The sequence below is a fragment of the Kitasatospora sp. NPDC127116 genome, from assembly GCF_042677365.1.
Lineage (GTDB): Bacteria > Actinomycetota > Actinomycetes > Streptomycetales > Streptomycetaceae > Kitasatospora > Kitasatospora lactacystinica.
The window spans coordinates 50,975-76,242 of the sequence record NZ_JBHXTL010000027.1; the positions used below are offsets into that span (position 1 = coordinate 50,975).

General features: G+C 72.7%; 23 protein-coding genes. 11 read left to right on the plus strand and 12 right to left on the minus strand.

The genetic code is table 11. The annotated features are described in order from the left end of the window. Positions 1-72 precede the first annotated feature (72 nt). Together ACFVHV_RS13950 and ACFVHV_RS13955 are read right to left on the minus strand one after the other, a co-directional pair. Entirely contained in the window at positions 73-1,674 is a 1,602-nt protein-coding gene (locus ACFVHV_RS13950; protein WP_359902830.1) for an acyl-CoA carboxylase subunit beta, read from the minus strand. Between the two features lie 452 nt (positions 1,675-2,126). Then, positions 2,127-2,549 carry a PLD nuclease N-terminal domain-containing protein gene (locus ACFVHV_RS13955; protein ID WP_380351296.1) on the minus strand — a complete coding sequence of 141 codons (423 nt, stop codon included), beginning with the start codon at positions 2,547-2,549 and terminating at the stop codon, positions 2,127-2,129. Positions 2,550-2,641: 92 nt separating this feature from the next. Here ACFVHV_RS13955 and ACFVHV_RS13960 point away from each other — a divergent pair, with 92 nt between their 5' ends. Together ACFVHV_RS13960 and mqnP are read left to right on the plus strand one after the other, a co-directional pair. Further along, positions 2,642-4,099, plus strand: coding sequence for a menaquinone biosynthesis decarboxylase (locus tag ACFVHV_RS13960; protein ID WP_359902835.1), 1,458 nt, complete (start codon positions 2,642-2,644; stop codon positions 4,097-4,099). After that, a complete protein-coding gene (gene mqnP, locus ACFVHV_RS13965; RefSeq protein WP_380351297.1) occupies positions 4,096-4,992 on the plus strand; it encodes a menaquinone biosynthesis prenyltransferase MqnP in 897 nt (298 codons plus the stop codon). Before ACFVHV_RS13960 ends, mqnP begins: the two co-directional genes overlap by 4 nt. A 62-nt stretch (positions 4,993-5,054) precedes the next feature. On the opposite strand, the gene ACFVHV_RS13970 is transcribed toward mqnP, so the two are convergent. The 3 genes from ACFVHV_RS13970 to ACFVHV_RS13980 all read right to left on the minus strand — a co-directional run bounded on the left by ACFVHV_RS13970 (position 5,055) and on the right by ACFVHV_RS13980 (position 8,081). Beyond that, on the minus strand, positions 5,055-5,849 hold the full coding sequence (locus ACFVHV_RS13970; RefSeq protein WP_359902841.1) for a hypothetical protein: 795 nt from the start codon (positions 5,847-5,849) through the stop codon (positions 5,055-5,057). A 119-nt stretch (positions 5,850-5,968) separates the two neighbouring features. Beyond that, complete coding sequence (locus ACFVHV_RS13975; protein ID WP_359902844.1) at positions 5,969-6,724, minus strand: alpha/beta hydrolase; 756 nt, start codon at positions 6,722-6,724, stop codon at positions 5,969-5,971. 130 nt (positions 6,725-6,854) lie between these two features. After that, on the minus strand, positions 6,855-8,081 hold the full coding sequence (locus tag ACFVHV_RS13980; RefSeq protein ID WP_380351299.1) for an FAD-dependent oxidoreductase: 1,227 nt from the start codon (positions 8,079-8,081) through the stop codon (positions 6,855-6,857). A gap of 101 nt (positions 8,082-8,182) precedes the next feature. Between ACFVHV_RS13980 and ACFVHV_RS13985 the strand changes: the two genes are divergently transcribed. Beyond that, positions 8,183-8,989, plus strand: coding sequence for a TetR/AcrR family transcriptional regulator (locus tag ACFVHV_RS13985; protein WP_380351301.1), 807 nt, complete (start codon positions 8,183-8,185; stop codon positions 8,987-8,989). Between the two features lie 58 nt (positions 8,990-9,047). On the opposite strand, the gene ACFVHV_RS13990 is transcribed toward ACFVHV_RS13985, so the two are convergent. From ACFVHV_RS13990 to ACFVHV_RS14010, 5 genes are all read right to left on the minus strand, one after another. Then, the gene (locus ACFVHV_RS13990; protein WP_359902852.1) at positions 9,048-10,040 is read right to left on the minus strand and encodes an ABC transporter permease subunit; all 993 of its coding nucleotides are present in this window, start codon (positions 10,038-10,040) and stop codon (positions 9,048-9,050) included. After that, on the minus strand, positions 10,037-10,921 hold the full coding sequence (locus tag ACFVHV_RS13995) for an ABC transporter ATP-binding protein (protein ID WP_380351303.1): 885 nt from the start codon (positions 10,919-10,921) through the stop codon (positions 10,037-10,039). The genes ACFVHV_RS13990 and ACFVHV_RS13995 overlap by 4 nt, the downstream gene beginning before the upstream one ends. Continuing rightward, positions 10,918-11,265, minus strand: a complete 348-nt coding sequence (locus ACFVHV_RS14000; protein ID WP_380351318.1) for a GntR family transcriptional regulator — start codon at positions 11,263-11,265, stop codon at positions 10,918-10,920. The genes ACFVHV_RS13995 and ACFVHV_RS14000 overlap by 4 nt, the downstream gene beginning before the upstream one ends. Before the next feature lie 154 nt (positions 11,266-11,419). Next, the gene (locus ACFVHV_RS14005) at positions 11,420-12,136 is read right to left on the minus strand and encodes an MOSC domain-containing protein (RefSeq protein ID WP_359902861.1); all 717 of its coding nucleotides are present in this window, start codon (positions 12,134-12,136) and stop codon (positions 11,420-11,422) included. 67 nt (positions 12,137-12,203) lie between these two features. Further along, positions 12,204-12,947 (minus strand): cyclase family protein, encoded by a 744-nt coding sequence (locus ACFVHV_RS14010; protein ID WP_359902864.1) that lies wholly within the window; start codon positions 12,945-12,947, stop codon positions 12,204-12,206. A gap of 91 nt (positions 12,948-13,038) precedes the next feature. Between ACFVHV_RS14010 and ACFVHV_RS14015 the strand changes: the two genes are divergently transcribed. The 6 genes from ACFVHV_RS14015 (at position 13,039) to ACFVHV_RS14040 (ending at position 18,972) form a co-directional block, all read left to right on the plus strand. Next, positions 13,039-13,713: a UbiX family flavin prenyltransferase gene (locus ACFVHV_RS14015; RefSeq protein WP_359902867.1), complete on the plus strand. Its 675-nt coding sequence runs from the start codon at positions 13,039-13,041 to the stop codon at positions 13,711-13,713. A 119-nt stretch (positions 13,714-13,832) separates the two neighbouring features. After that, positions 13,833-14,291 carry an Lrp/AsnC family transcriptional regulator gene (locus ACFVHV_RS14020; RefSeq protein WP_030055719.1) on the plus strand — a complete coding sequence of 153 codons (459 nt, stop codon included), beginning with the start codon at positions 13,833-13,835 and terminating at the stop codon, positions 14,289-14,291. 3 nt (positions 14,292-14,294) lie between these two features. Further along, a complete protein-coding gene (locus ACFVHV_RS14025) occupies positions 14,295-15,257 on the plus strand; it encodes a threonine/serine dehydratase (RefSeq protein WP_359902870.1) in 963 nt (320 codons plus the stop codon). 52 nt (positions 15,258-15,309) lie between these two features. Then, on the plus strand, positions 15,310-16,473 hold the full coding sequence (gene mqnE, locus ACFVHV_RS14030) for an aminofutalosine synthase MqnE (RefSeq protein ID WP_359902873.1): 1,164 nt from the start codon (positions 15,310-15,312) through the stop codon (positions 16,471-16,473). A gap of 127 nt (positions 16,474-16,600) precedes the next feature. Further along, positions 16,601-17,902, plus strand: a complete 1,302-nt coding sequence (locus ACFVHV_RS14035) for a L,D-transpeptidase family protein (protein WP_380351306.1) — start codon at positions 16,601-16,603, stop codon at positions 17,900-17,902. A 122-nt stretch (positions 17,903-18,024) separates the two neighbouring features. Continuing rightward, entirely contained in the window at positions 18,025-18,972 is a 948-nt protein-coding gene (locus tag ACFVHV_RS14040) for a beta-ketoacyl-ACP synthase III (protein ID WP_380351308.1), read from the plus strand. 260 nt (positions 18,973-19,232) lie between these two features. Here ACFVHV_RS14040 and ACFVHV_RS14045 read toward each other — a convergent pair whose 3' ends face one another. Next, a complete protein-coding gene (locus ACFVHV_RS14045) occupies positions 19,233-19,880 on the minus strand; it encodes a TetR family transcriptional regulator (protein ID WP_224284690.1) in 648 nt (215 codons plus the stop codon). 448 nt (positions 19,881-20,328) lie between these two features. On the opposite strand from ACFVHV_RS14045, the gene ACFVHV_RS14050 reads away from it, so the two are divergent. Continuing rightward, on the plus strand, positions 20,329-22,731 hold the full coding sequence (locus tag ACFVHV_RS14050; protein ID WP_380351310.1) for a PQQ-binding-like beta-propeller repeat protein: 2,403 nt from the start codon (positions 20,329-20,331) through the stop codon (positions 22,729-22,731). A 58-nt stretch (positions 22,732-22,789) separates the two neighbouring features. Here ACFVHV_RS14050 and galE read toward each other — a convergent pair whose 3' ends face one another. Beyond that, the gene (gene galE, locus ACFVHV_RS14055; RefSeq protein ID WP_359902884.1) at positions 22,790-23,776 is read right to left on the minus strand and encodes a UDP-glucose 4-epimerase GalE; all 987 of its coding nucleotides are present in this window, start codon (positions 23,774-23,776) and stop codon (positions 22,790-22,792) included. A gap of 196 nt (positions 23,777-23,972) precedes the next feature. On the opposite strand from galE, the gene ACFVHV_RS14060 reads away from it, so the two are divergent. Next, positions 23,973-25,097 (plus strand): S1C family serine protease, encoded by a 1,125-nt coding sequence (locus ACFVHV_RS14060; RefSeq protein ID WP_380351320.1) that lies wholly within the window; start codon positions 23,973-23,975, stop codon positions 25,095-25,097. Positions 25,098-25,268: the final 171 nt, after the last annotated feature.

The following is a 25,268-nucleotide window of genomic DNA, read 5'->3' on the forward strand; positions in this document are numbered from 1 at the left end:
AGGTGGGTGCCCGGTGCGTACGGGCGGTTGCTGCGGGGCGCGTGCGGTGCGCACGCGCGGCGGAGCGCGCCGCTACATCGGCGGGTTGCCGTGCTTGCGGCTGGGCAGGTCGGCGTGCTTGGTGCGGAGCATGGCCAGGGCGGAAGAGATCACCTGGCGGGTCTCGGCCGGGTCGATGACGTCGTCCACGAGGCCGCGCTCGGCCGCGTAGTACGGGTGCATCAGCTCGTTCTTGTATTCCTTGATCTTCTGGGCGCGCATGGCGTCCGGGTCCTCGGCGGCGTTGATCTCGCGCCGGAAGATGACGTTGGCCGCGCCCTCGGCGCCCATGACGGCGATCTCGTTGGTGGGCCAGGCGTAGGACAGGTCGGCGCCGATGGAGCGGGAGTCCATGACGATGTAGGCGCCGCCGTAGGCCTTGCGCAGGATCAGCGAGATGCGCGGCACGGTGGCGTTGCAGTACGCGTACAGCAGCTTGGCGCCGTGCCGGATGATGCCGCCGTGCTCCTGGTCGACGCCGGGCAGGAAGCCGGGGACGTCGAGCAGGGTGACCAGCGGGATGTTGAAGGCGTCGCACATCTGGACGAAGCGGGCGGCCTTCTCGCTCGCGTTGATGTCCAGCACGCCGGCCAGCGACTGCGGCTGGTTGGCGATGATGCCGACGACGTGGCCGTCGATCCGGGCGAGCACGCAGAGCACGTTGGTGGCCCAGCGCTCGTGGACCTCCAGGTACTCGCCGTGGTCGACGATCTCCTCGATGACCTTGCGCATGTCGTACGGGCGGTTGCCGTCGGCGGGCACCAGGTCCAGCAGGCTGTCGTTGCGCCGCTCGACCGGGTCCTCGCTCATCACGGACGGCGGCATCTCGCGGTTGTTCTGCGGCAGCAGCGACAGGAGGTAGCGGACCTCCTCGATGCAGGACTGCTCGTCGTCGTAGATGAAGTGGGCGACACCGGAGACGCCGGCGTGCACGTCCGCACCGCCGAGGCCGTTCTGGGTGATCTTCTCGCCGGTCACCGCCTGGACCACGTCCGGGCCGGTGATGAACATCTGCGAGGTCTCGCGGACCATGAAGACGAAGTCGGTCAGCGCGGGGGAGTACGCGGCGCCGCCGGCGCACGGGCCGAGCATCACCGAGATCTGCGGGATGACGCCGGAGGCCTTGGTGTTGCGCTGGAAGATGCCGCCGTAGCCGGCCAGGGCGGTGACGCCCTCCTGGATGCGGGCGCCGGCGCCGTCGTTCAGCGAGACCAGCGGGGCGCCGGCCGCGATGGCCATGTCCATGATCTTGTGGATCTTCTGCGCGTGGGCCTCGCCCAGCGCGCCGCCGAAGATCCGGAAGTCGTGCGCGTAGGTGAAGACGGTGCGCCCGTGCACGGTGCCCCAGCCGACGATCACGCCGTCGGTGTGCGGCTTCTTGGCCTCCAGGCCGAAGCCCTGGGCGCGGTGCCGGCGCAGCGGCTCGACCTCCTGGAAGGAGCCCTCGTCCAGCAGCAGCTCGATGCGCTCGCGAGCGGTCAGCTTGCCCTTGGCGTGCTGGGCCTCGGTGGCCTTGTCGCTGGGGCCGCGGCGGACCTTCTCGCGCAGCTCGTGCAGCTCGGCGACCCGCCCGCGGGCGTCGGCCGGGACCTCGGGGACCTCGCCGTCGACCGGCGCCTCATGCACAACCGTCATCTCGAACCACTCCAAGGGTGAGGGAACTGTCCGACAGCCAACGTCTGCTGTGCCCCCGGCTGCGAATCACTTTCTTCACTTATGACTGTACGAGGGGCCGCGCGCTGGTTTCGGCGTCGATTCCGTACAAGGTCGGGTTCGTTTAGCTGTCAGGCCTGTACAGAAGCTGTCGGTTCGGTCGCTGAGCGCTCGGTGTTCGGTTGGATACCGGGGGTTGTCGGACAGATGATGGTCCGATGATCTGAGCATGAAGAAAGGCGCAGGTCAGGGCCGTCTTCCAGTAATGTAGGCCGGCCCTCTTGGGCCCCGCTCAAGGTCCGCTCAAGCCCGGCGGGCAGGGGGGCGCCATCCGGGTTAGGGGTTGCGCAGTCGTAGGGAAGCGCCAAAAATGCCGCAGCCCACCCCGCGCGGTGGGGGTGGGCTGTCCGAGCGAGCGGGCGGACCTGCGCCGATCAGCCCTTGCGGCCGTCCTCGGGCTCGTCGCCGTCGCGCAGCTCGCGCTCGCGGCGGCGCAGGTCGGCCTCCCACTGCTTGAGCATGTCCTCGTGGTCCTTGTTGCTCTTCTTCAACGAGGCGAGGAACTCGGGGTCGTCGTCCGGAGCCAGCGGGCGCCCGCCGCGCGGGGCGGGGCGGCCCGGGCGGTCGTCTGCCGGGTAGCCCGGCCCGGCCCCGGCGGGCGCGGTCCGCAGGAAGCCGCGCTGCTTGCCGGCGATCAGCCAGGCGATCGGGCCCAGCGGCGGGAAGAGCAGCACGATCAGCACCCAGACCACCTTGGGCAGGTGCTTCACCTCGTCCTCGGGCGTGGTCAGGCAGTCCACGAACGCCCAGACCCAGAGCGCGAGCGGAAGGACGATGGTCAGAAGAATCCTCGGCACGGCTGGGATCTCCCCCCGGGCGACGACAGCGGCGGGCGCCTTCCAGGGGCCCTTGACCGGGCCAGGCTATCGGGTGGCGGATACTGACAGGCATGGCATACGACGATCTCCGCTCGTTTCTCCGGGCCCTCGACCGCGAGGGCGACCTCAAGCGCATCAAGGCGGAGGTGGACCCGCACCTGGAGATCGGCGAGATCGTCGACCGGGTGCAGAAGGCCAAGGGCCCGGCCCTGCTCTTCGAGAACGTCAAGGGCTCGTCGATGCCGCTGGCGATGAACGTCTTCGGCACCGAGCGGCGGCTGGCCAAGGCGCTCGGCCTCAAGGGCCCGGACGACATCTCCGAGAAGATCGCCGGCCTGCTCAAGCCCGAGCTGCCGCAGGGCTTCACCGGCTTCCGGGACGCCTTCGGCAAGCTCGCCTCGATGGCGCACGTCCCGCCCCGGCACGTGAAGTCCGGTGACGCCCCGGTGCAGGAGGTCGTGCTCACCGGCGACGACGTCGACCTGGACGCGCTGCCCGCCCTGTTCACCTGGCCGCTGGACGGCGGGTCCTTCTTCAACCTGGGCCTGACCCACACCAAGGACCCGGACAGCGGCATCCGCAACCTGGGCCTCTACCGGCTCCAGCGGCACGACCGCCGCACCATCGGCATGCACTGGCAGATCCACAAGGACAGCCGCAACCACTACGCGGTGGCGGCCAAGCGGGGCGAGCGCCTCCCGGTCGCGATCGCCTTCGGCTGCCCGCCGGCCGTCACCTACGCGGCCACCGCGCCGCTGCCCGGGGACATCGACGAGTACCTCTTCGCGGGCTTCATCGCCGGGGAGCGGGTCCGGATGGTCGACTGCAAGACGGTGCCGCTCCAGGTCCCGGCCGACGCCGAGGTGGTCGTGGAGGGCTGGCTGGAGCCCGGCGAGATGCTGCCCGAGGGCCCGTTCGGCGACCACACCGGCTTCTACACCCCGCAGGAGCCGTTCCCGGCGCTGAAGATCGACTGCGTGACGATGCGCCGCCGCCCGATCCTCCAGTCCATCGTGGTCGGCCGCCCGCCGACGGAGGACGGCCCGCTGGGCAAGTTCACCGAGCGGTTCTTCCTGCCGCTGCTGAAGATCATCATCCCGGACATCGTCGACTACGACCTGCCCGAGGCCGGCGGCTTCCACAACTGCGTGATCGTCTCGATCGACAAGAAGTACCCCAAGCACGCCCAGAAGACGATGCACGCGATCTGGGGCGCGCACATGATGTCGCTGACCAAGCTGATCATCGTGGTGGACTCCGACTGCGACGTGCACGACTACCAGGAAGTCGCCTGGCGGGCCTTCGGCAACGTCGACTACAGCCGCGACCTCACCGTGGTCGAAGGCCCGGTCGACCACCTGGACCACGCCTCGTACCAGCAGTTCTGGGGCGGCAAGGCCGGCATCGACGCGACCCGCAAGCTGCCCGAGGAGGGCTACACCCGCGACGGCGGCTGGCCGGAGATGGTCTCCTCGGACCCGGCCACGGCCGAGCTGGTGTCGCGCCGCTGGAAGGAGTACGGACTGTGAGCACGGCCGCCGCCGAGACCCCCGGGCGCACCAAGGCGTTCCTGCGCCTGGTGGCGTTCGAGCACTCGGTCTTCGCGCTCCCGTTCGCGTACATCGCCGCGCTGACGGCCATGTTCCTCGCCGACGGGCGGGTGCACTGGGGCGAACTGTTCGTCGTCACGGTCTGCATGGTCGGGCTGCGGACCTTCGCCATGGCGGCGAACCGGATCATCGACCGCGAGATCGACGCCCGGAACCCGCGCACCGCCACGCGCGAACTCGTCACCGGCGTGGTGTCGTTGAAGACCGCGTACGTCGGCTCGGCCGTCGCGCTGGTGGTCTTCCTCGGCGCGGCCGCGATGCTCAACCCGCTCTGCCTGGCGCTCGCGCCGATCGCCGTGGTGCCGATGGTGGTCTACCCGTACGGCAAGCGGTTCACGAACTTCCCGCAGGCGATCCTCGGCCTGGCCCAGGCGATGGGGCCGGTCGGCGCCTGGCTGGCGGTGACGGGCAGCTGGTCCTGGGACGCGGTCGTCCTCGGCGTGGCGGTCGGCATCTGGATCGGCGGCTTCGACCTGATCTACGCCTGCCAGGACGTCGAGTCCGACCGCGAGAACGGGGTCCGCTCGGTGCCCGCGCGCTACGGCGTCCCGGCGGCCATCCGCGGCGCGCGGGTGTGCCACCTCCTGACCACCCTCCTGCTGGGCTGGTTCGGGTTCCTGACGGACGCCGGCGTGGCCTTCTGGCTCGGTCTCGTGGTCGTCGCGGGCGCGTTCGTCTACGAGCACACCATCGTGAAGCCGAACGACCTGTCCAAGCTCAACCGGGCGTTCTTCCAGACCAACAGCTTCGTGGGGATCTCGCTGTTCTTCTTCGCCCTGGTGGACCTGGCCGTCCGCGGCCTCGGGATCTGACACCCGGGCAACCGCCGTGACGCGTACCGGCGTTACTGAACCGCCGGGCCGGGCGGGCCGGTTCAGCGGAACAGGGCGGCGTGGTCCGTCGCCCAGGCGTGGAAGCTGCGGGCGGGGTGGCCGGTGACGTCCCGGACCGTGGTGGTGGCCGGTTCGGGGGCGGAGAGGCGGGCGTGCACGAGGTCCAGGGCGCCGTCGACGGCGGCGGGGGCCCGGCCGGTGGCGGACAGCCGGCGGCGGGCGGTCTCGCGGGGGACCTCCTGCCAGGTGGCCGGGCGGCCCGCGGCAGCGCCGATGATCTCCACCTGCTCCGCCTGGGTTGGTGACTCCGGGCCGGTGAGGACGTACCGGGCCCCGTCGTGGCCGTCCTCGACCAGGGTGCGGACGGCGACCGCCGCGATGTCCCGCTCGTCCACCGGGTTCAGCCCGGCCGCGCCGCCGTAGCCCCGCACCACGCCCCCGGCCCTGATCTCCTCCGCCCACTGCAGCGCGGCGGCGAAGCCGTGCGCCCGCAGCACCGTGTGCCGTACCCCGCTGCCGGTGAGCAGTGCCTCGACCCCGCCCGCCGGCCGGCCGGGGCCGGCCGGCGACAGGAGCACCACCCGCCCGACCTCCCGGGCCAGCACGCCGACCGCCTCCGTGGCCCCGTCCGCCGTCGGGAACGGCCACCCCAGCAGGACGGCCCCGGCGCCCCGCACCGCCGCCTCCAGCGACACCGGGGCGAGCAGGTCCCGCGGGGGCAGTGTCCGCACCCGTACTCCGGAGGCCGCGAGCTGCAGCCCGACGTGCCGTCCGACCGCCCCGGAGACGCCGATCACCAGGACCCGGGACGTGCCGTCAACTCGCTCATCTGTCATGCATCGAACGTAAGCGAGAAGGATGAGACGCCCAATGCGTGCGGGTCTAGGGTCCATGCGTCAGCGTCTACCCGGCGCGTCCACCCGGGTGCGCGCCGGCCCGGTGCGCCGGGCCGGGCTCAGTTGTGCAGGAAGCCCTCCAGCGACACCGCCAGGGCCACCGGGGCCTCGTACATCGGGTAGTGCCCGCTGCCGCCGAGCTCCTCCAGCTCGGCGTTGGGGTAGTGGGAGAGGAAGGTGCCGCGCATCACCTCGGCGGTGAGGGCGAGGTCGTGCTCGCCGACGATCACCTTGACCGGCACCGGGTTGCCGTCGATCCGGCGCTGGAGGTCGGCCGTCGCCCAGTCGCGGACGTAGCCGCCGAAGGCCTCCGGGGTGGACAGCCGCAGGGACTGGTCGACCATGCGGTCGAGCCAGACCCGGCCGGCCCGCTGTCCGGTGACCAGGTCCAGGATGGCGAAGCGCTTCTCCCGGTCCTCGGCGGCGCCGTAGAACAGCGCCTCGCCCGCTTCGTCCAGGGGGTACGCCCCGGCCGGCACCGGGGCCAGGCCGACCAGCTTGCGCACCCGCAGCGGCGCCTCGGCGAGCACCTGCTGGGCCGCCTTGCCGCCCATCGAGTGGCCCACCAGCGAGAAGCGGTCCCAGCCGAGCTGGTCGGCCAGGGCGAGCGCGTCGGAGGCGATCTCGGCGAGGGTGTACGCGCCGGGGACGTCCTTGCGCCGCCCGTAGCCGCGGTAGTCGAGGAAGGCGTAGCTGAAGGCGTCGCCGTCGAGGTAGTCGAGGAACGGGCCCCAGCCCTCGCTGGTGCCGAACCAGTCGTGCAGGACCAGGACGTGGTGGTCGCCGGTGCCGGTCGAGCGGTGAGGGATCGTCATGCCAACGGTCGTTCCCCGCGAACCGCCCGCCCGAACGGACGGTGCGCGGGGGACGGGCGGCCGCCGCTCGCCGAGAGGCCCTGGTGCCGGGCGGCGCCCCGCACCGTGGGTCTCACCCGGTCGAGTGAACTCAGGCGTCGCGCCGGGCGAAGGCCGGGGCGTGCTCGGGGAGCGGGCCGAAGGCGATCAGGCGGGACAGCAGCAGCGGGAAGCCGGGGACGTACCGGGCGAGCCGCACCAGCCGGGTGGGCGGGCCGGCCTGCCGGCCGGTGAGGACCGGCTCGAACATCACGTGGTGCAGGACCTGCTGCACCCCCTGCATGATCACGGTCGGCCGCCACCGGCGGTGCTGGACCCGGGCCAGGGCCGCCACGGTCGGGCGTCCGCGCCGCAGCGGTCCGGCGAGCAGGGTGGCGGCCGCGACGGCGTCCTGGATCGCGAGGTTGATGCCCACTCCGCCGGCCGGGGACATCGCGTGGGCGGCGTCGCCGATCAGCAGCAGCCCGTCCCGGTGCCAGCGGTTCAGCCGGTTGAGCCTGACGTCGAGCAGGTGGACGTCGTCGAGGCCGGCCAGCCGGTCGACCCGGTCGGCGTACTGGGGCAGCAGTTCGGCGATCCGGGCGCGGAACCGTTCGATGCCCTCGGCGCGCAGCTGCGGGTCGGCGCCCTTGGCGCGGAAGTAGGCGATCTGGAAGTAGTCGGCCCGGGCGAAGCTCAACGCCAGGTCGCCGTGGCCGAAGCCGGGGACGAGGCTGGGCGGCAGGGCCTGCTCGTGGGTGTGCCGGGGCAGCCGGAACCACCAGGTGTCGAAGGGCACCGGGAACTCCTCGGGCACCAGGCCCGCCGCCCGGCGCAGGGTGGAGTGCCGGCCGTCGGCGGCGACGGTGAGGTCGGCGTGGAGCTCGCCCTCCTCGCCGTCCCGGGTGCGGTACCGGACGCCGGTCACCCGGCCGGCGCCGTCCCGGAGCAGGCCGGTCGCCTCGGTGTTCATCCGCAGGGTGAAGGCGGGTTCCCGCCCGGCCTCCTCGACCAGGAAGTTCAGCAGGTCCCACTGCGGGATCATGGCGATGTAGTTGTACGGGGGCCGCAGCCGCTCGTAGGCGCTCAGTGCGACGGGGCCGGCGTCGGGCGTCCGGACGATCAGGTTGCCGAGGCGGCTCTGCGGCAGGGCGGCGAACTTCCGGCCGAGGCCGAGTTCGTCCATCAGCCGCACGGTGGAGGCGTGGACGGTGTCGCCGCGGAAGTCGCGCAGGAAGTCCCGGTGCTTCTCCAGCACGGTCACCTCGACGCCGGCGCGTGCCAGCAGCAGGCCCAGCATCATTCCGGCCGGCCCGCCTCCGGAGATCACGACGCTCATGGCTCTCCCCTTTCAGTGCTCGATCGATCACTGTCCGTGTGGAACCTGCCTTTACAGAGTCTCTGGAACCGTTCCAGATGTCAAGCAGTACGATGCTCCACATGAAGGAGCTGGTGACGGCCGCCCTCGCGGCGGCGAAGGAACGGGGCCAGGACGTCGCCGACGTCCCGCTGACGGCGATCGCCACGACGGCCGGGATCTCCCGCAGCACGCTGCTGCGCCGGCTCGGCGGCTCCCGGGCCGCGCTGGACGAGGCGGTCCGGGAGGCGGGGGTCGACCCGGGCGGTCGGCCGCCGGTGCGCGAGCGCGCGATCGAGGCGGCGGCGCTGCTGGTGGCCGAGCGGGGCCTGGCCGGGGTCACCCTGGACGCGGTGGCGGACCGGGCGGACTGCTCGCTGCCCAGCCTGCACACCGTCTTCGAGGGGCGGGACGGCCTGCTCGCCGCGGTCTTCGAGCGGCACTCCGCGCTGCCCGGCCTGGAGGCCCTCGCCGCCGACCCGCCGGAGCGCCTGGAGGACACCGTCCGGGCGCTGCACACCACCTTCGTCGCGGCCTTCGCACACGAGCCGCGGATCGTCCCGGCGGTCTTCGCCGACCTGCTCGGCCGGCCGGACGGCCCCGCCGCCCGGGTGGTGGCCGCCAACCTGCCGCGGACGCTCGACAGCCTCGACCGGCTGCTGCGGCCGCACGTGCGGGCCGGCCGGCTGAGACCGCTGCCCACCCCGGTGCTGATCCAGCTGCTGCTCGGCCCGCTGCTCAACCACGTCCTGATGCGGCCGGTGCTGGAGCCCGCCCTGGGGGCCGGGCTGCCCTCGATGGACGAGATCGTCGACATCTTCGTCGACGCCTACCTGCGGGCGGTCGCGGTCCCCGCGGCGGGATCCGGGAGCGACGGCGACGCCCCCTGAGGGGGGCCGTGATCGGCAGGCCGCGGCGCCCGGTCCGCGGCCACCCGGCCCACCCCGCTTAGGAGATCCGCCGGATCCGCCGCACCGCGAGGAACACCAGCAGTGCGGTCAGGGCGAGGAACAGCCCCGACTCGATCCCCTGGAAGGTCCAGAACCGGTCGGAGGGCTGGTACTCCAGCGCGTTGGTGTACGGCCCGGCGCCGAAGCCGTGCTCGGCCATGTTCCTGGCGCAGTCGGCGGCCCCCGGGTCCGTGGCCGGCGGGCAGCCGATCTGCCCGTCGTGCAGCACGGTCTCGCCGGCGCCGTTGCGCACCACCTGGTCGAAGACCCAGTCCCCGGCATAGCGGTTGGGGAGCAGTCCGCTCTCCGCCGCGTACGTGGCCGTCTTCGCCGGGAGGAGGTACGGGCGGACCGCCGTCTCGACCAGGACGCGCACCGCGGCGAACGCGGCGAGCGAGATCCCCATCGCGGGCAGCACCTTGCGGGCCGCCGTGCCGGTGTACACGCCGAGCGCCACCGCGAACAGGGTGTACGCGATCGGGGCGACGCCCTGGACGTCGAAGCTCAGGTAGCCCAGCCGGCCCTGGCCGGTGGCCGCGAAGGGGCCGAACCACCAGGCCACGCCCAGCGCGTACGCGACCGCGAGCAGCACCGCGGCGCCGCCCACCAGTCCGAACTTGGCGAGCACCCAGTGCCGCCGGCTGATCCCCTGGGTCCACACCAGGCGGTGGGTGCCGTTCTCCACCTCGCGGGCGACCAGCGGCGCGCCGAAGAACAGTCCGACCAGCACCGGCAGCAGGACGAACAGGACGGCGACGTAGAGGAGTCCGCCGTACTGGTTCTGGAAGCGCTGGTTGAGGCCCTCGCAGCCGCCGGCCCCGGTCAGCAGGCTCTCGTGGCCGAGCTTGGCGAGGCAGGAGCCGAGGCCGCTGCGGTCGAGGGCGCCGCGCATCGCGAGGCCGGTGGGCACCATCACGGCGGCCAGTGCGGCCAGCGCGGCGAGCGTCCAGAACAGTTGCTTGCGGTGCTGGCGCCAGATCAGCCAGGTCATGCCGCCACCTCCGGGGAGAACCGGGTGTCGCCCGCGCCCAGGTAGGCGAGGACGAGGTCCTCCAGGGTCACCGGGTGGACGGTCCAGACGTTCTCGTCCACCGGCCCGTCGGTGCGCACCAGCAGGGTGGACTGGCGCTCGGTGTGGCTGGCCTGGATGACGGCGGCCACTCCCGGTACGGACTCCGTGCCGGTCCGGGGGCCGGTGATCCGGCAGTGCTCGGCGAGCAAGTCGTCCACCGCACCCGTCAGTTGGACCTGTGCGGTGTTCAGGACGACCAGGTGGTCGCAGACCCGTTCCAGGTCGGCGAGCAGGTGCGAGGAGAGCAGCACGGTGGTGCCGCTCTCGGCGACGGCGCCCATCAGTTCCTGCATGAACGCGTGCCGGGCCAGGGGGTCGAGGGCGGCCACCGGCTCGTCCAGCAGCAGCAGCCGGGGCTGCTTGGCGAGCGCCAGGGCCAGTGCCACCTGGGCGCGTTGGCCGCCGGACAGCCGGCCGACCGGCTTGTCGAGGGGGATGCCGAGGCGGGTCAGCCGGTCGCGGGCGGGGGCGGCCTCCCAGCGTTGGTTGAGCTTGCCGCCCATGGTGATCAGCTCGTCCCCGGTGAAGTCCGGGTAGAGCGGGGTGTCCTGGGCGACGAATCCGATCCCGGCCAGCGCCGCGACGCCCTGCCGGGGGTCGCGGCCGAACACCCGGACCTCGCCGGCGTCCGGTTCGAGCAGTCCGACGGCCAGGTGCAGCAGGGTGGACTTGCCCGCCCCGTTCGGGCCGACCAGTGCGGCGATCCGTCCGGCCGGGAGCTGGAGCGAGCAGCCCTCCAGTGCCCATGCCTTGCCGTACCGCTTGCCCAATTCGCGTGCTTCCAGCGCGACTTCCGTCATGTCTTCCCCCTGTTGAGTGTTGCCCGCATCGTGGTGTCGATCAGCGCGGCGATGTCCTCGTGGGCGAGTCCGGCGGTCTCGGCCTTGCGCAGCCAGGCCACCAGGTCCTCGCGCAACTCGGCCTGGTTGGCCAGCGCGGGGCCGGCCAGCGTGCCGACCAGGAAGGTCCCCACGCCGGGCCGGCCCTCGGCGAGCCCCTCCAACTCCAGTTCCCGGTAGGCCTTGAGGACGGTGTTGGGGTTGATCGCCAGGGTGCGCGCCACCTCGCGGACCTTCGGCAGTTGGTCGCCGGGCCGGGCCAGTCCGACCCGCAGGGCCTGCTTCACCTGGAGCACGAGTTGCATGTAGGTGGCGACCCGCGAGCGGCTGTCGAGGACGAACTCGATCACTAGTTGTTCTCCTGTCTTATGACAGTAAGACAGGATGGGCGAGCGAAGGTCAAGTCGTCAATCGGAGAAAGGTGTTGACGAACAGTAGGTTGTATGCGAAAGGCTGTGGTCAGCCCAGGAGCAGCCGGTCGCCGACCCGCAGGCGACCCGGGGCGGCGACCTCGGCGAGCGCGTCCAGCCGCCCGTCGTGGGCGTGCACGACGGCCTTGAGGATCTCGGGCGCGTGCGGAAGTCCGGGCTGCGGGGCACCCGTCATCGCGCAGCGCTCGCTGGAGGCGACGAAGGAGAGCCGGGCACTGCCGGGGGCCTCGCCGGACGCCTGGCGGCCGAGCCAGGCGTCCTCGACGAACGGCGGGGTGCCGGGCGGGGTGCGCAGCACGATGTTGGGGCGGAACCGGCGCTCGTCGATCACGGCGAAGGGGACGGCCTCGCGGACCCAGTCCAGGGTGGCGGTGCTGAGCACGCTGACCGGCAGCCGGTCGAAGTGCGACACGGCGTCCTCGCGGGCGAGTTCGACGTCCTCGCGCTGGAGGTACGCGCGCAGGAAGGCGTTCGGCCGGTCGACCGGGCGGCCGAGCGGATCGAACAGTTCGGGGCCGTCGATCCGGTGGCCGAGTCGGGCGGAGAGGCGGAGCAGGCCGTCCATCCGGCGGAAGCGGCGGGTGTTCTTGCCCGAACCGAGCTTCCCGGCCGCGTCGCGGACGGCGTAGAGGCGGTCGCCGGCCAGGCCGCGTCCGTCCACCTCGACGGAGTCGAGCCGCTCGCCGCCGGTGGACTTCACGGGGTAGCGCCAGAGTCGCTCGATCACTCCGATGATCTCAGCCATGGCCGGAAAGCGTACTGGCGTTGACGGGGGATGGTCTAGACCAAGTCCCGGGAGTCTACTCGCCGGTTCAGCCCAGCCGGGCCACCGCCCGCACGGGTGCGCCGTCCGCCGCGACCAGCCGCAGCGGGAACAGCGAGACCTCCACCGGCAGGCCGGCCTCCTGGGCCGCCAGCAGCGGCCGCAGGTCGGTCAGGTTCTCGGCGATCACCCCGCCGCCGGACGCCCCCAGCAGCACCCGGTGGGCGGCCAGCGTCGGCTCCTCGGCGGTGCCGTGGTCGTGCTCGTCGGTGAGGTCGGCGAGCAGGGCGGCCACCGTGGGATCGCCCGGGCCCGGGTCGGGGGTCGGGTCGACGCTGAGCGCGTCCACCCCGACCGTCCGCACCCCGGCGGCGACGATCGCCTCGGCGGCGGCGGGGGTCAGGCTGGGGTGGGCGAGGTAGGCGTCGGTGCCCCAGTGCCGGGCCCAGCCGGTGGCCAGCAGCAGGACGGTCCCCTCGGCGGCCCGCTCCAGCGCGGGCGCCAGCAGCTCGGGGGTGACGGCCGTCCGGGGCTCCAGCCCGCGCAGGTCGGCGACCACGGCCGGGCCGGTGAACCGCTCCAGCGGCAGCCCGTCCAGGGTCGGCCAGGTGACGTCCACGTGGTACGGCGCGTCCACGTGCGTCCCGGACTGCGAGCCGAGGTGCAGGGCCAGCACGTTCACCCCGGCGGTGGCGGTGGTGAGCGCGGGCTCCAGCAGGACGGCCGGGTCGCCGGGGTAGACGGGCATCGCGGTGGTCACCTGATGGGTGAGGTCGACGAGGGTCGCTGCCATGCGGCCCATCCTTCCAGGGGTCGGGGCTCCTGGACCCCCTCCCGGCCGGCCCGGGCCGAACGCACAGGTCGAGGCGGGTCAGAATTGCCCCATGGGAACTGCGAAGCGTCAGCCGTGGGTGGTCGGGGTCTCGGGCGCGTCGGGGACGCCGTACGCGGCCTCGGTGATCCGCGCGCTGCTGGCCGCCGGCGAGGCGGTGGACCTGATCGTCAGCCGCGCCGCCCGGCTCACCATCCTGGACGAGACCGGCATCTCCTTCCGGGACGCCCACTGGCGCGCCGACCTGGCCGCCTGGCTCGGGAGCGACCGGGGCCTGGACGACGTCCGCTACTGGCCCGCCGGGGACTTCGCGGCCGGCCCGTCCAGCGGCTCCTACCCGGCCAAGGGCATGCTCGTGGTGCCCGCGACCACCGGCGCGGTGGCCGGGATCGCGCTCGGCCTGAGCAAGGACCTGCTGCAGCGCGTGGCCAGCGTCACCCTCAAGGAGCGCCGCCCGCTCGTCGTCTGCGTGCGCGAGACACCACTCAACGGGGTGACGTTGAAGCACTTGGTGGAGCTCGACGCGCAGGGGGCGGTCGTCCTGCCCGCTTCGCCCGGTTTCTACGCCGGCGGCTCCACCGTGCGCGAGCTCGTGGATTTCGTGGCCGGACGGGTGCTGGACGCCGTCGACGTGCCGCATTCCCTGTACCTGCGCTGGGAGGGGGAGTTGGGCGCGGCCGCCCGCAGGACGGCCGGCGGCGACGGCGCTCCGGCTGAGGGGGAGTAAGGAGACCGGGGGCGGGAGAGTATCTTCTCTGCGATATCCGGGTCGGTCGGCGCAGGGCGCCTTTGAATCCGGATAATGATCTGTGGGTCTGGCGAGGTTCGGAAGGACGCGGACGGTATATGGACACGGTGGACAGACAGCTCATCCAGGCGCTTCGGGAGAACGGCCGCGCGTCCTACGCCGAGTTGGGCCGCCTGGTCGGGCTCTCCGGCCCGAGCGTCACGGACCGGATCAACCGCCTGGAGCAGGCCGGGGTCATCACCGGCTACCGGGCGACGGTCAACCCGGCCTCGCTCGGCTTCGGCGTGACGGCCCTGATCGGCCTTCAGCTCACCGACGCCGCGGACCACGAGGACGTGGCGTTCCGGCTGAAGGACCTCAACGAGGTCGAGGACTGCTGGTTCATCGCCGGTGACGACTCGTACATGCTGAAGGTCCGGGTGGCCGACGTGGCCGGCCTGGAATCGGTGGTCAAGCGGATCTCGGGCACGAAGGGCGTGGCCCGAACCCGCACCACCGTCGTACTCTCCACGAAGTGGGAAAACCGGGTGAGTGAACTTCCTCCTGTAGGAGAGTGACGCATGGCGCTGGTCGGTCTGGAGGAGCTGCGGGCGGCTCGGCAGCGGATCGCGGGGGTCGCCGTGCGCACCCCACTGGTCCCCGCCCCCTGGGCGGCCGAGGGGGAACGGCGGCTCTGGCTGAAGCCCGAGAACCTCCAGCCGACCGGGGCGTTCAAGACCCGCGGCGCCTACAACCGGCTGGCCGCGCTCACCGAGGACGAGCGCGCCCGGGGCGTGGTCGCCCAGTCCAGCGGCAACCACGCGCAGGCGGTGGCGTACGCGGCCCGGACGCTCGGCATCAAGGCCGTGATCGTGATGCCGGACACCTCGCCCGCGGTGAAGGTGGAGGCCACCCGCTCGTTCGGCGCCGAGGTGATCCTGGTCGCGCCGGAGGAGCGGGACACCCTGCCCGCCGAGCTGGCCGGGAAGCACGGCTACGTCTGGGTCCCGCCGTACGACGACCCGTTCATCATCGCGGGCCAGGGCACGGTCGGCCTGGAGATCGCCGAGGACGCCCCGGCCGAGCTGGACACCGTCCTGGTGCCGGTCAGCGGCGGCGGCCTGATCGGCGGGACGGCGGCCGCGCTCAAGCTCACCCGCCCCGGCATCCGGGTGATCGGCGTGGAGCCCGAGCTGGCCGCCGACGCCCGGGCCAGCCTGCGGGCCGGCCGCCGGGTCGAGTGGCCGGTCGCCGACACCTACCGGACCATCGCGGACGGGCTGCGCACCCCGTCGCTCGGCGTGCTGCCGTTCGAGCACGTCACCGCCTACGTGGACGACATCGTCACCGTCACCGAGGACGAGATCCGCGCCACCGTGGCCGTGCTGGCCCGCCGCGGCAGGCTGGTCGCCGAGCCCTCCGGGGCGGTCGCACCGGCCGCCTACTTCCACCGCGCCGCCGAGACCGGGGGCCAGGCGGTGGCGGCCGTGGTCAGCGGCGGCAACATCGACCCGACACTGCTCGCCGAGCTGCTCTCGGCATAGGCGTACGCTCATTCCGGCAAGGAATCGAATGTCGGAGGAGGCGGGTCACCGCATGGACGCAGGGCTCAAGCGCGAGCTGGAGGCGAAGGTCTACGCGGGTGAGCGGCTGACCCGCGAGGACGGGATCGCGCTCTACGAGAGCGACGACCTGGCCTGGCTGGGCGGGCTGGCCCACCACGTGCGGACGCGGAAGAACGGCGACGTCGTCCACTTCAACGTCAACCGCCACCTCAACATGACCAACGTGTGCAACGCGTCCTGCGCGTACTGCTCGTTCCAGCGCAAGCCGGGCGAGAAGGACGCGTACACGATGCGCATCGAGGAGGCCGTCCGCCTCGCCAAGGCGATGGAGGTCGAGTCCCTCACCGAGCTGCACATCGTGAACGGCCTGCACCCGACCCTGCCGTGGCGCTACTACCCGCGCTCGCTGCGGGAGCTGAAGGCGGCGCTGCCGAACGTCTCGCTGAAGGCCTTCACCGCCACCGAGATCCACTGGTTCGAGAAGATCAGCGGCCTGTCCGCCGACGAGATCATGGACGAGCTGATCGACGCCGGCCTGGAGTCGCTGACCGGCGGCGGCGCGGAGATCTTCGACTGGGAGGTCCGCCAGCACATCGTCGACCACGACACCCACTGGGAGGACTGGTCGCGGATCCACCGCCTCGCGCACAGCAAGGGCCTCAAGACGCCGGCCACCATGCTGTACGGCCACATCGAGGAGCCCCGCCACCGGGTGGACCACGTGCTGCGGCTGCGCGAGCTCCAGGACGAGACCGGCGGCTTCCAGGTCTTCATCCCGCTGCGCTACCAGCACGACTTCCACGACTCCAAGGACGGCGTCGTGCGCAACAAGCTGATGGCCCGCACCGAGATGGCCACCGGCGCCGAGGCGCTGAAGACCTTCGCGGTCTCCCGGCTGCTCTTCGACAACGTCCCGCACGTCAAGGTCTTCTGGGTGATGCACGGCGTCGCCACCGCCCAGCTGGCGCTCAGCCACGGCGCGGACGACATGGACGGTTCGGTGGTCGAGTACAAGATCACCCACGACGCGGACAACTTCGGCACCCCGAACAAGCTCGGCCGCGACGACCTGCTCGGGCTGATCCGCGACGCGGGCTTCCGCCCGGTGGAGCGCAACACCCGCTACGAGGTCATCCGCGAGTACGACGGCCCGGACCCGATGCGCCGTGAGTCCCCGCAGGCGATGCGCCTCTGACCCCGTTCCGGTCTTCGAAGTCCTCCGCCGCCCCGGCCGTCCGTCGGCCCGGGCGGCGGTTGTCTTCACGGCCTCCGCACGGGGCCCGGGTTTACCAACGGGTACGGCGTTTGGCAGGATCGACGGCATGTCCGGTTCTGATCGCGCCACCGCGTACCCGCCGCACCAGCCGACGCAGGAGCCGGTCGACCTGATGCCGCAGCAGCAGTACGAGAGCTTCCAGCCGTACCGGCAGCCGGTTCAGCAGGACGCCTACTACGGCGAGTACCAGCCGTACGAGCAGGCCCCTGACGGGTACTACGAGGCGTACCGGCAGCCGTTCCAGCCGTACGGGGCCGAACCCGTCCAGTACCCGGCCGAGCCGGGCTACGAGGCCGAGTCCGTCTACCGGGCCGAGCCCGTTCACGAAGCCGTGCCCGAGGCCCGCTACGAGCCCGTGCCCGACGCCCGCTACGAGCCCGTGCCCGACGCCCGCTACGAGCCCGTCCACGAACCCGTGCCCGAGGCCCGCTACGAGGCCGCGCCCGTGGTGCTCGCCGCCGCGCCCGTGGCGGGTGGCCGGACGGCCGCGCGGGGACGGCGGCGCAAGGCCAAGCAGAAACGTCACGGCAAGGCCGTGATGGCCGGCACCGCGCTGCTGGTCGCCGCCACCGCCGGCTGGTACGCCGTCGGCCAGGACGGCGCCAAGCCCGGCATCACCGCCGCCGACGGCCCCGGCCCGGATGGCGTCAGCAAGCCCGACCAGCCCGGCCCGGCCCCCGCGGCCGCCCAGGCCGCCTCCGACCGGCAGGCCGCGGCCCCGGCCGCCGACCGCAGCCAGACCCGTACGGACGGCTCGGTCGCCGCGATACCCGGCCTCGGCGCGAAGTTCACCGCGCAGATACCCGCCGAGACCACCCAGGTCGTGGTCGCCTCCGGCCAGGACAGGAACACCGACAAGAACGCCGTCACCCTCTGGACCCGCACCTCCGAGGGCCGCTGGCTGGCCGGCGAGACCTGGCAGGGCCACAACGGCAAGAACGGCTGGACCACCGACCACAACGAGGGCGACCTGCGCAGCCCGATCGGCGTGTTCAACCTCACCGACGCGGGCGGCCGCAAGGCGGACCCGGGCAGCAAGCTCCCGTACGACAAGGACCCGAGCTTCGTGGTCTCCGGCACGGGCTTCTTCGGGGACCAGCTGGCCGGCTCCTTCGACTACGTGGTCGCGATCAACTACAACCGGGTCGCCGGCAACTCCCCGCTCGACACACGCCGCCCGATGGGCTCCAAGAAGGGCGGCGGCATCTGGCTCCACGTGGACCACGACGGCCCGACCCACGGCTGCGTGTCGATCCCCGAGGACAAGATGGCCCAGCTGATCCGCACCCTGGACCCGGCGGCCCACCCGGTCATCGTGATGGGCGACACCGCCGCGCTGGCCGCCTGACCTCGGCGTACGCGGAACCCGGGCCCCCCAAGGCCCCTTGTCCACCTCCTACAGATCGAGGGGGCGGATCCTGTCGCCGGTCATACCATGCTGACCAGCGGGTAACCCGGTTCCATGGCAGTATGAGCGGTTCTCGCATTGTGGCACTCGGGCACTACCAGCCCCCCAAGGTCCTCTCCAACGCCGACCTGGCGGGGCTCGTCGACACCGACGACGAGTGGATCCGCACCCGTGTGGGCATCCGCACCCGGCACATCGCCGAGGAGGAGAGCCTGGTCGACCTCGCCACCGAGGCGGCGCAGAAGGCCCTCGCCAACAGCGGCCGGACCGCCGAGGAGATCGACCTCGTCGTGGTCGCCACCTGCACCGCGATCGAGCGCAGCCCCAACACCGCCGCCGCGGTGGCCGCCCGGCTGGGCGTGCGCTCGCCCGCCGCGTACGACATCAACACGGTCTGCTCCGGCTTCTCGTACGCCCTGGCCACCGCCGACCACGCGATCCGGGCCGGCTCGGCCCGCCGCGCCCTGGTGATCGGCGCCGAGCGGATGTCCGACACGCTCGACTGGACCGACCGCTCCACCTGCGTGATCTTCGGCGACGGCGCCGGCGCCGCGGTGATCGAGGCCCAGGAGGAGGGCGGCGAGCCCGGCATCGGGCCGGTGGTCTGGGGCTCCGAGCCGGAGCGGGGCGACGCCGTGGTGATCACCGGCTGGGACCCGGTGATCAGCCAGCAGGGCCAGGCGGTCTTCCGCTGGGCCACCACCCAGCTCGCCCCGCTGGCCCGCCAGGCCTGCGAGCGGGCCGGGATCGACCCGTCCGAGCTGAAGGGCTTCGTCCCGCACCAGGCCAACCTGCGGATCATCGACACGATCGCCCGCAAGCTGGGGCTCGGCGAGGACGCGGTGGTGGCCCGGGACGTGGTCCACTCGGGCAACACCTCGGCCGCCTCCATCCCGCTGGCCTTCTCCAAGCTGGTCGAGCGCGGCGAGCTCTCGCCCGGCGACCCGGTCCTGCTCTTCGGCTTCGGCGGGGGCCTGGCCTACGCCGGCCAGGTCGTGCGCTGCCCCTGACCCCACGGCGCCGCACGGCCCCCTGAACGGCTCCGCAAGGGCCCCGGAACGGCAGCACGGCGCCGTCCCGGGGCCGCACCCCTCCGAACCCCGGACATGCCGGTGGGCGGGCACCCTGTCCCGGGTGCCCGCCCACCGGCATGTCTGGCGCGCGTGCGGTACGTCGGCGGACCTCCCCCGAGGACACGGCCGCCGTCCGTCGTTCCCCGGACAGGAGGCCGGGGCTGCGCGCGGAGCGGATGATGGGTCGGAGAACGGTCCTACTTGGGCGCCTTCTTGCCGGTGACGCCCAGGTACACCAGGGGAGCGAGGTTGGGCTTGAGGTCCTTGACCTTGACGCCCCAGGAGGTGAAGGCCTTCTGGTGCTCGGCCGCCGAGGCGAGCAGCGAGACCAGGGCCCCGGCCACGGCGTTCGGATCGAGCGACTTGTCGGCCTGACCCTTCGCCTGGAGTTCCTTGACGGCCTCCGCGAGTGGCTTGGCGACCGCGTTGAGGACCGTCATGCGGATCTTGAAGAACCGCTTGTCCCCTTCGGCGGCACCGAGCGTGACCACTCGGAGAATGGCGTCGTTCTTGCGCCAGAAGGCGAGGAATCCGTCGACCAGTTCTTCCGAAGTGGTCGGTCCGGACTTCCCTGCCCAGGACTTTCCGGCCACCAGCTCTTTGAGCTGGTCGGCGTCCTTGGCCATTTCCTCGGCGATTTCGAGGACAGCGCCCTCGACATCCGGGAAGTACTGGTAGAAGGTCGCGGGGGAGGTACCCGCCATACGGGCGACGTCGATGACCTTGACGTCCCGATAGGGCGACGTGCTGAGCATCTCGCGGAGGCAATCGAGCAGCTTCTGCCGCGTCTCCTGTCCGCGTCGCCCGGCGACGCGACCGTCGACGGTGCGAACTTGTCCTGTCATGCCGTCAGCTTACCGTGGCACGATCTTGGCGCGATTCGGTGATGCGACTATTACTCCGCACGGGGGTTGGTATAGCGGCATGAACCACTTCGGACGGATATTCACCGGGCTTCGAAGCCCCTGTTGAAGCCCCCCCGTGTGCTTTTGACCTCACAGCGTGACGGCGAGTCCGCTGAGGGGTGGTTGGGTGACAGAGCGTGACGACGGCCGAAGGGTGCGGTCCCGTCCGGAAGTGGACGGTCCGGGGCTCCGGGCGCAAGCCGCCCCCGGAGCGGGCGTCAGGATCCGGCCGTTCCGTCCTCGCTGGTCAGAGGGCTGTCCGGGGCGTCGTCCGGGCCCGGACGACGGGTTCCGGGGGGTGGGGGAGGTTGGATATGCGGAGGACGGCATTGGAGAATCGGGTCCGGCACCACGCGGCGGGTGCGGACAACGGGGAGGTGGCAGCGGAGTGGACCAGCTGACGGCGCACGATCCGAGGCGGATCGGGCCCTTCGAGGTGCTGGGGCGGCTCGGCGCGGGTGGGATGGGGCTGGTCTACCTGGCGCGTTCCGCGTCGGGGCGGCGGGTGGCCATCAAGACCGTGCGGGGTGAGCTGGCCGAGGACGAGCTGTTCCGGGTCCGCTTCGCCCGGGAGATCGCGGCGGCCAAGACGGTCGGCGGCTTCTACACGGCGGCCGTGGTGGACGCGGACGCGGACGCCCGGGTGCCCTGGCTGGCCACCGCGTACATCCCGGCCCCCTCCCTGGAGGACCTGGTCGAGGACTGCGGCCCGCTGCCGGTGGAGGCCACCCGCTGGCTGGTCGCCGGCATCGCGGAGGCCCTCCAGTCCATCCACGCGGCCGGGCTGATCCACCGCGACCTCAAGCCCTCCAACGTCCTGGTGGTCGAGGACGGCCCGAAGGTGATCGACTTCGGCATCGCGGCCGGGGTGTCCAGCACCCGGCTCACCATGACCAACGTCGCGGTCGGCACCCCCGCCTACATGTCCCCCGAGCAGGCCCGGGACAGCCGTACCGTCCGGGGCGCCAGCGACGTCTTCTCGCTCGGCTCGCTGATGGTCTTCTGCGCCACCGGGCACCCGCCCTACCGGGGCTCCAACCCCGTCGAGACGGTGTTCCAGCTGCTGCGCGAGGAGCCGGACCTGACCGGCATGCCGCCGGAGCTGATGGACCTGGTCCGCGCCTGCATGCAGCAGGCCCCCGAGCGCAGGCCCACCCCGGCGCAGATCCAGACCGAGCTGGCCCCGCACCTCTTCTCGCGGGACGACGCCTCCGGCGAGGCCGGGGAGTGGCTGCCGGCCAACGCGCTGGAGCTGATCGAGCGCAAGCGGGGCCGCCGGCCGGCCGCCCCGCCGTCGCGCCCGCCGGCCGGACCGGCCCAGCCGCCCCCGCATCCCCAGGGCCCGCCCGCCCACGTCCCGCCCGCCCACGTCCCGCCCGCGCACGTCCCGCCGCAGCACCTCGGACCGGCCGACCCGCGCACCAACCCGGGCGGGCGGCACGCCCAGCCGCCGGCCGGGCCGGTGCACAGCCTGCCGCAGCCGGGCCCGCACTCGGACGCCGAGATCCCGACCGCGAAGATCGCCTCCCCGAACCGGCACCGGGCGCCGACCGGCGGCTCCGTCGAGGTGCAGCTGTCCGGTGCCTCGGTGCGGATAGGCCCGGGGCCGCGGGCCGAGTACGAGCAGCCCGGCCCGAGCACCGCCCCGGCCACGACCGACTGGGTCCGCCGGGCCCCCACCCCGCCGCCCGCGCCGGTCGCCCGCTGGCGCCCCTGGCGGTTCCGGATGTCCAACGACGTCTGGGGCACCCCGGTGGTCGCGGACGGCACGCTCTTCGTCTCCAGCTTCGAGGTGCACGCGCTGGACATCGCCTCCGGCGAGCGCCGCTACAAGACCCGGGACGTCGCCTGGGCGCTCGCGGTGGACGCCGGCCGGGTGCACGCGGCGGACGGCCCGCACCTGTACACCGTGGACGCCGCGGACGGCACCGAGCGCTGGCGCACCTCGCTGGACGGCTGGGTCTACTCGCTCTCCGCCGCCGACGGCGTGCTCTGCTGCGGCATCAGGGGCGGCGGCGTCCAGCTCCGCTCGGCCGCCAACGGCGCCGAGCTGTGGCGCGCGGACGACGCCCAGCAGGACTACGAGAACCCGCAGTCCGGTCCGGTCCTGGTGGGCGGCGCCGCCTACTACTACGGCGGCGGGCGGCTGCGCTGCGTCGATCCGCGCGGCGCGGGCCTGCGCTGGTCCTTCCCGGTCGGCGAGGACGTGCCCTCGCACCCGGTGGAGCGCGGCGGCGTGCTGTACGTGTCGGCCGGCACCCGGGTGTACGCGCTCGACGCCGCCAGCGGGGTGGAGCGCTGGCGCTTCGAGGCCCCGGTGGTGCTGTTCACCCCGCCCGCCCTGGACTCCGACGCGGTCTACGTGGCCGACTACCTGGGCACGGTCTACGCGCTGGACGCGGCCACCGGCCTGGACCGCTGGCGCGGGGTCACCGGCCGCCGCCAGGGCGCCGACCCGGTGGTGGTCGCGGACGGCATGGTGCTGGTCGGCAACGGCGAGGTGCTGTACGCCTTCGAGGCGGCCGGCGGCCGGGAGCGCTGGCGCTACACCGCCCGCGGGGAGATCGTCGGTTCCCCGGCGGTGGCCGACGGCCTGGTGCACCTGGGCAGCCGGGACCACTCGCTGCACACCCTGGACCTGGCGAGCGGTCAGCTGCGCTGGGAGCTCGGCACCAAGGGCGAGCTCACCGGCTCGCCGGTGGCGGTCGGCGGCCGGGTCTTCGTCGGCTCCAAGGACCGCTGCGTGTACGCGCTGGACGCCTTCTACGGCACGGCGGTGCCCGCCCGCTGAACCGCGGGGCGGACACCGCCGGGTCGGCGCCGCCGGAGCGGCGGCGCCGGGTCGGGCCTCAGGCCTTGCGGGCCCCGGGGTGGCGGCTGCACCAGCCGTCCCACGCGGAGGAGACCATCTCCGTCACGTCGTGACGGGCGGTCCAGCCCAGCTCGCGGTGGATCAGGTCGGCGGAGGCCACCACGCGGGCCGGGTCGCCGGCGCGGCGCGGGGTCACCTCGGCGGCGGTGTCGTAGCCGGTGACCTTGCCGATCACCTCCAGCATCTCCTTGACGCTGACGCCCTCGCCGCGGCCGATGTTCAGCACCAGGGAGGTCGCGCCGGCCGGGTCGGCGGCCATCCGCTTGGCGGCCGCCACGTGCGCCGAGGCGATGTCGGAGACGTGGATGAAGTCGCGGACGCAGGTGCCGTCCGGGGTCCGGTAGTCGTCGCCGAAGATCCGCGGGGCCTCGCCGGCGGTGAGCCGCTCGAAGACCATCGGGATCAGGTTGAACACCCCGGCGTCGGAGAGCTCGGGGGAGGCGGCGCCGGCCACGTTGAAGTAGCGCAGGGCCACGGTGGACATGCCGTGGGCCTTGCCGGCCGCGGCGACCAGCCACTCGCCGGCCAGCTTGGTCTCGCCGTACGGGCTCATCGGGGCGCAGGGCGTGGACTCGGTGACCAGGTCGACGTCCGGCATGCCGTAGACCGCGGCGGAGGAGGAGAAGAGGAAGCGCTTCACCCCGCCCTCGGCGGCGGCCTCCAGGACGGTCTGGAGGCCGATCATGTTCTCGCGGTAGTACAGGAAGGGCTGCTCGACGGACTCGCCGACCTGCTTCTTGGCGGCGAAGTGCAGGATGCCCTCGACGCCGTGTTCGCGGATCGCGGCGTCCAGGGCGGCGCGGTCCAGGGTGGAGCCCTCGATCAGGGGGACGCCGGCCGGCAGCCGGGAGGCGTCGCCGGTGCTGAGGTCGTCCAGGACGGCGACGCGCTCCCCGGCGTCGAGCAGCTGTCGGACGACGTGTCCGCCGATGTATCCGGCACCGCCGGTGATCAACCAAGTCATGTGCCGATCCTAGGCGTTCGGATTCGATCGCCACGTTCGGGCGAGTCGAGGCCGCAAAGCGGACAAAACGGTGAAAAGCTGAGCAGGATTTCCGTGCGTCCACACCTGCGCCCGTTCGGTGCGGTGACGAATCGGAGGCAGCCAGGTGCGCCGTCACAAGGAACACGCCAACCCCCTGCCCGCCGGGCCGCGGCCGATCGGGCCGAGGCCGCCGGGCGGGCGGCTGCCGGGGGCCGTCGCGGTGGCGCTGGCGGCCGTGCTGGCACTGGCCGGGTGCAGCAGCGGCACGTCCTCCTCGTCCACCGTCGCCGCCACCGGTCCGTCCCCGGCCGCCGGCTCCCCGCAGGCCGCCTCGTCGTCCGGCCAGTCGAACGGCGGGATCCAGTTGCAGGACGCCTACCAGGCGGTGATCGCCAACGTGCTGCCCTCCGTGGTGCAGATCACCACCGGCGACAGCCTCGGGTCCGGGATCGTCTACGACGACAAGGGCGACATCGTCACCAACGCCCACGTGGTCGGCACCGCGACCACCTTCACGGTGACCCTCGCCAACAGCACCACGGCGCTGGACGCCGGCCTGGTCGCCAGCTACCCCGACTCCGACCTCGCGGTGATCCGGCTGAACAACCCGCCGAGCGGCCTCAAGCCGGCCAGCTTCGGCGATTCGGGCAAGGTCCAGATCGGCCAGATCACCCTCGCCATGGGCAGCCCGCTGGGCCTCTCCAGCAGCGTCACCCAGGGCATCGTCTCGGCCATCGGGCGGACCGTCTCCGAGCCCCAGGGCCCGGGGTCGCCGGGCGCCACGATCAGCAACATGGTGCAGACCTCGGCGGCGATCAACCCGGGCAACAGCGGCGGTGCGCTGGCCGACCTGGACAGCAAGGTGATCGGCATCAACACCCTCGCCGCGACCGAGCCGCAGACCAACGGCGCGGCCGCCCCCGGCATCGGCTTCGCCATCCCGGCGAGCACCATCACCAACATCGCCGACCAGCTGATCAAGCAGGGCAAGGTGACCAACTCCGGCCGGGCCGCGCTCGGCATCACCGCCCGGACCAGCTTCAACCAGCAGTTCCAGCCCTCCGGCGCGGTCATCGTGGAGGTCACCCCGGGCGGGGCGGCGGCCTCGGCGGGGCTCCAGGCTGGGGACGTCATCACCAAGATCGGCGACACCCAGGTGGACTCGCTGAACGCGCTCACCACCGCGCTCGCCTCGCTCAGCCCGGGCACCAAGGTCACCGTCACCTACACCCGCAACGGAGCCACCAAGACCGCCGACGTCACCCTCGGCGAGCTGGCAGCCGCCCAGACCTCGCCCTGAGCCCCGGTACGGGGACGCCGGGCCGCACGCCGCGCAAGGGTGCAGCGGGCCGGGTGCCGTACCGGACCGGCGGCGGGGACAAGGCTAACCCCAGACGCTGGGCCGGCGCCCCAGCCGTGGGCGGGGGGCGGGGGCCGAGCGGGGGGGGGGGGGGGGTGGGCCGGGGAACTG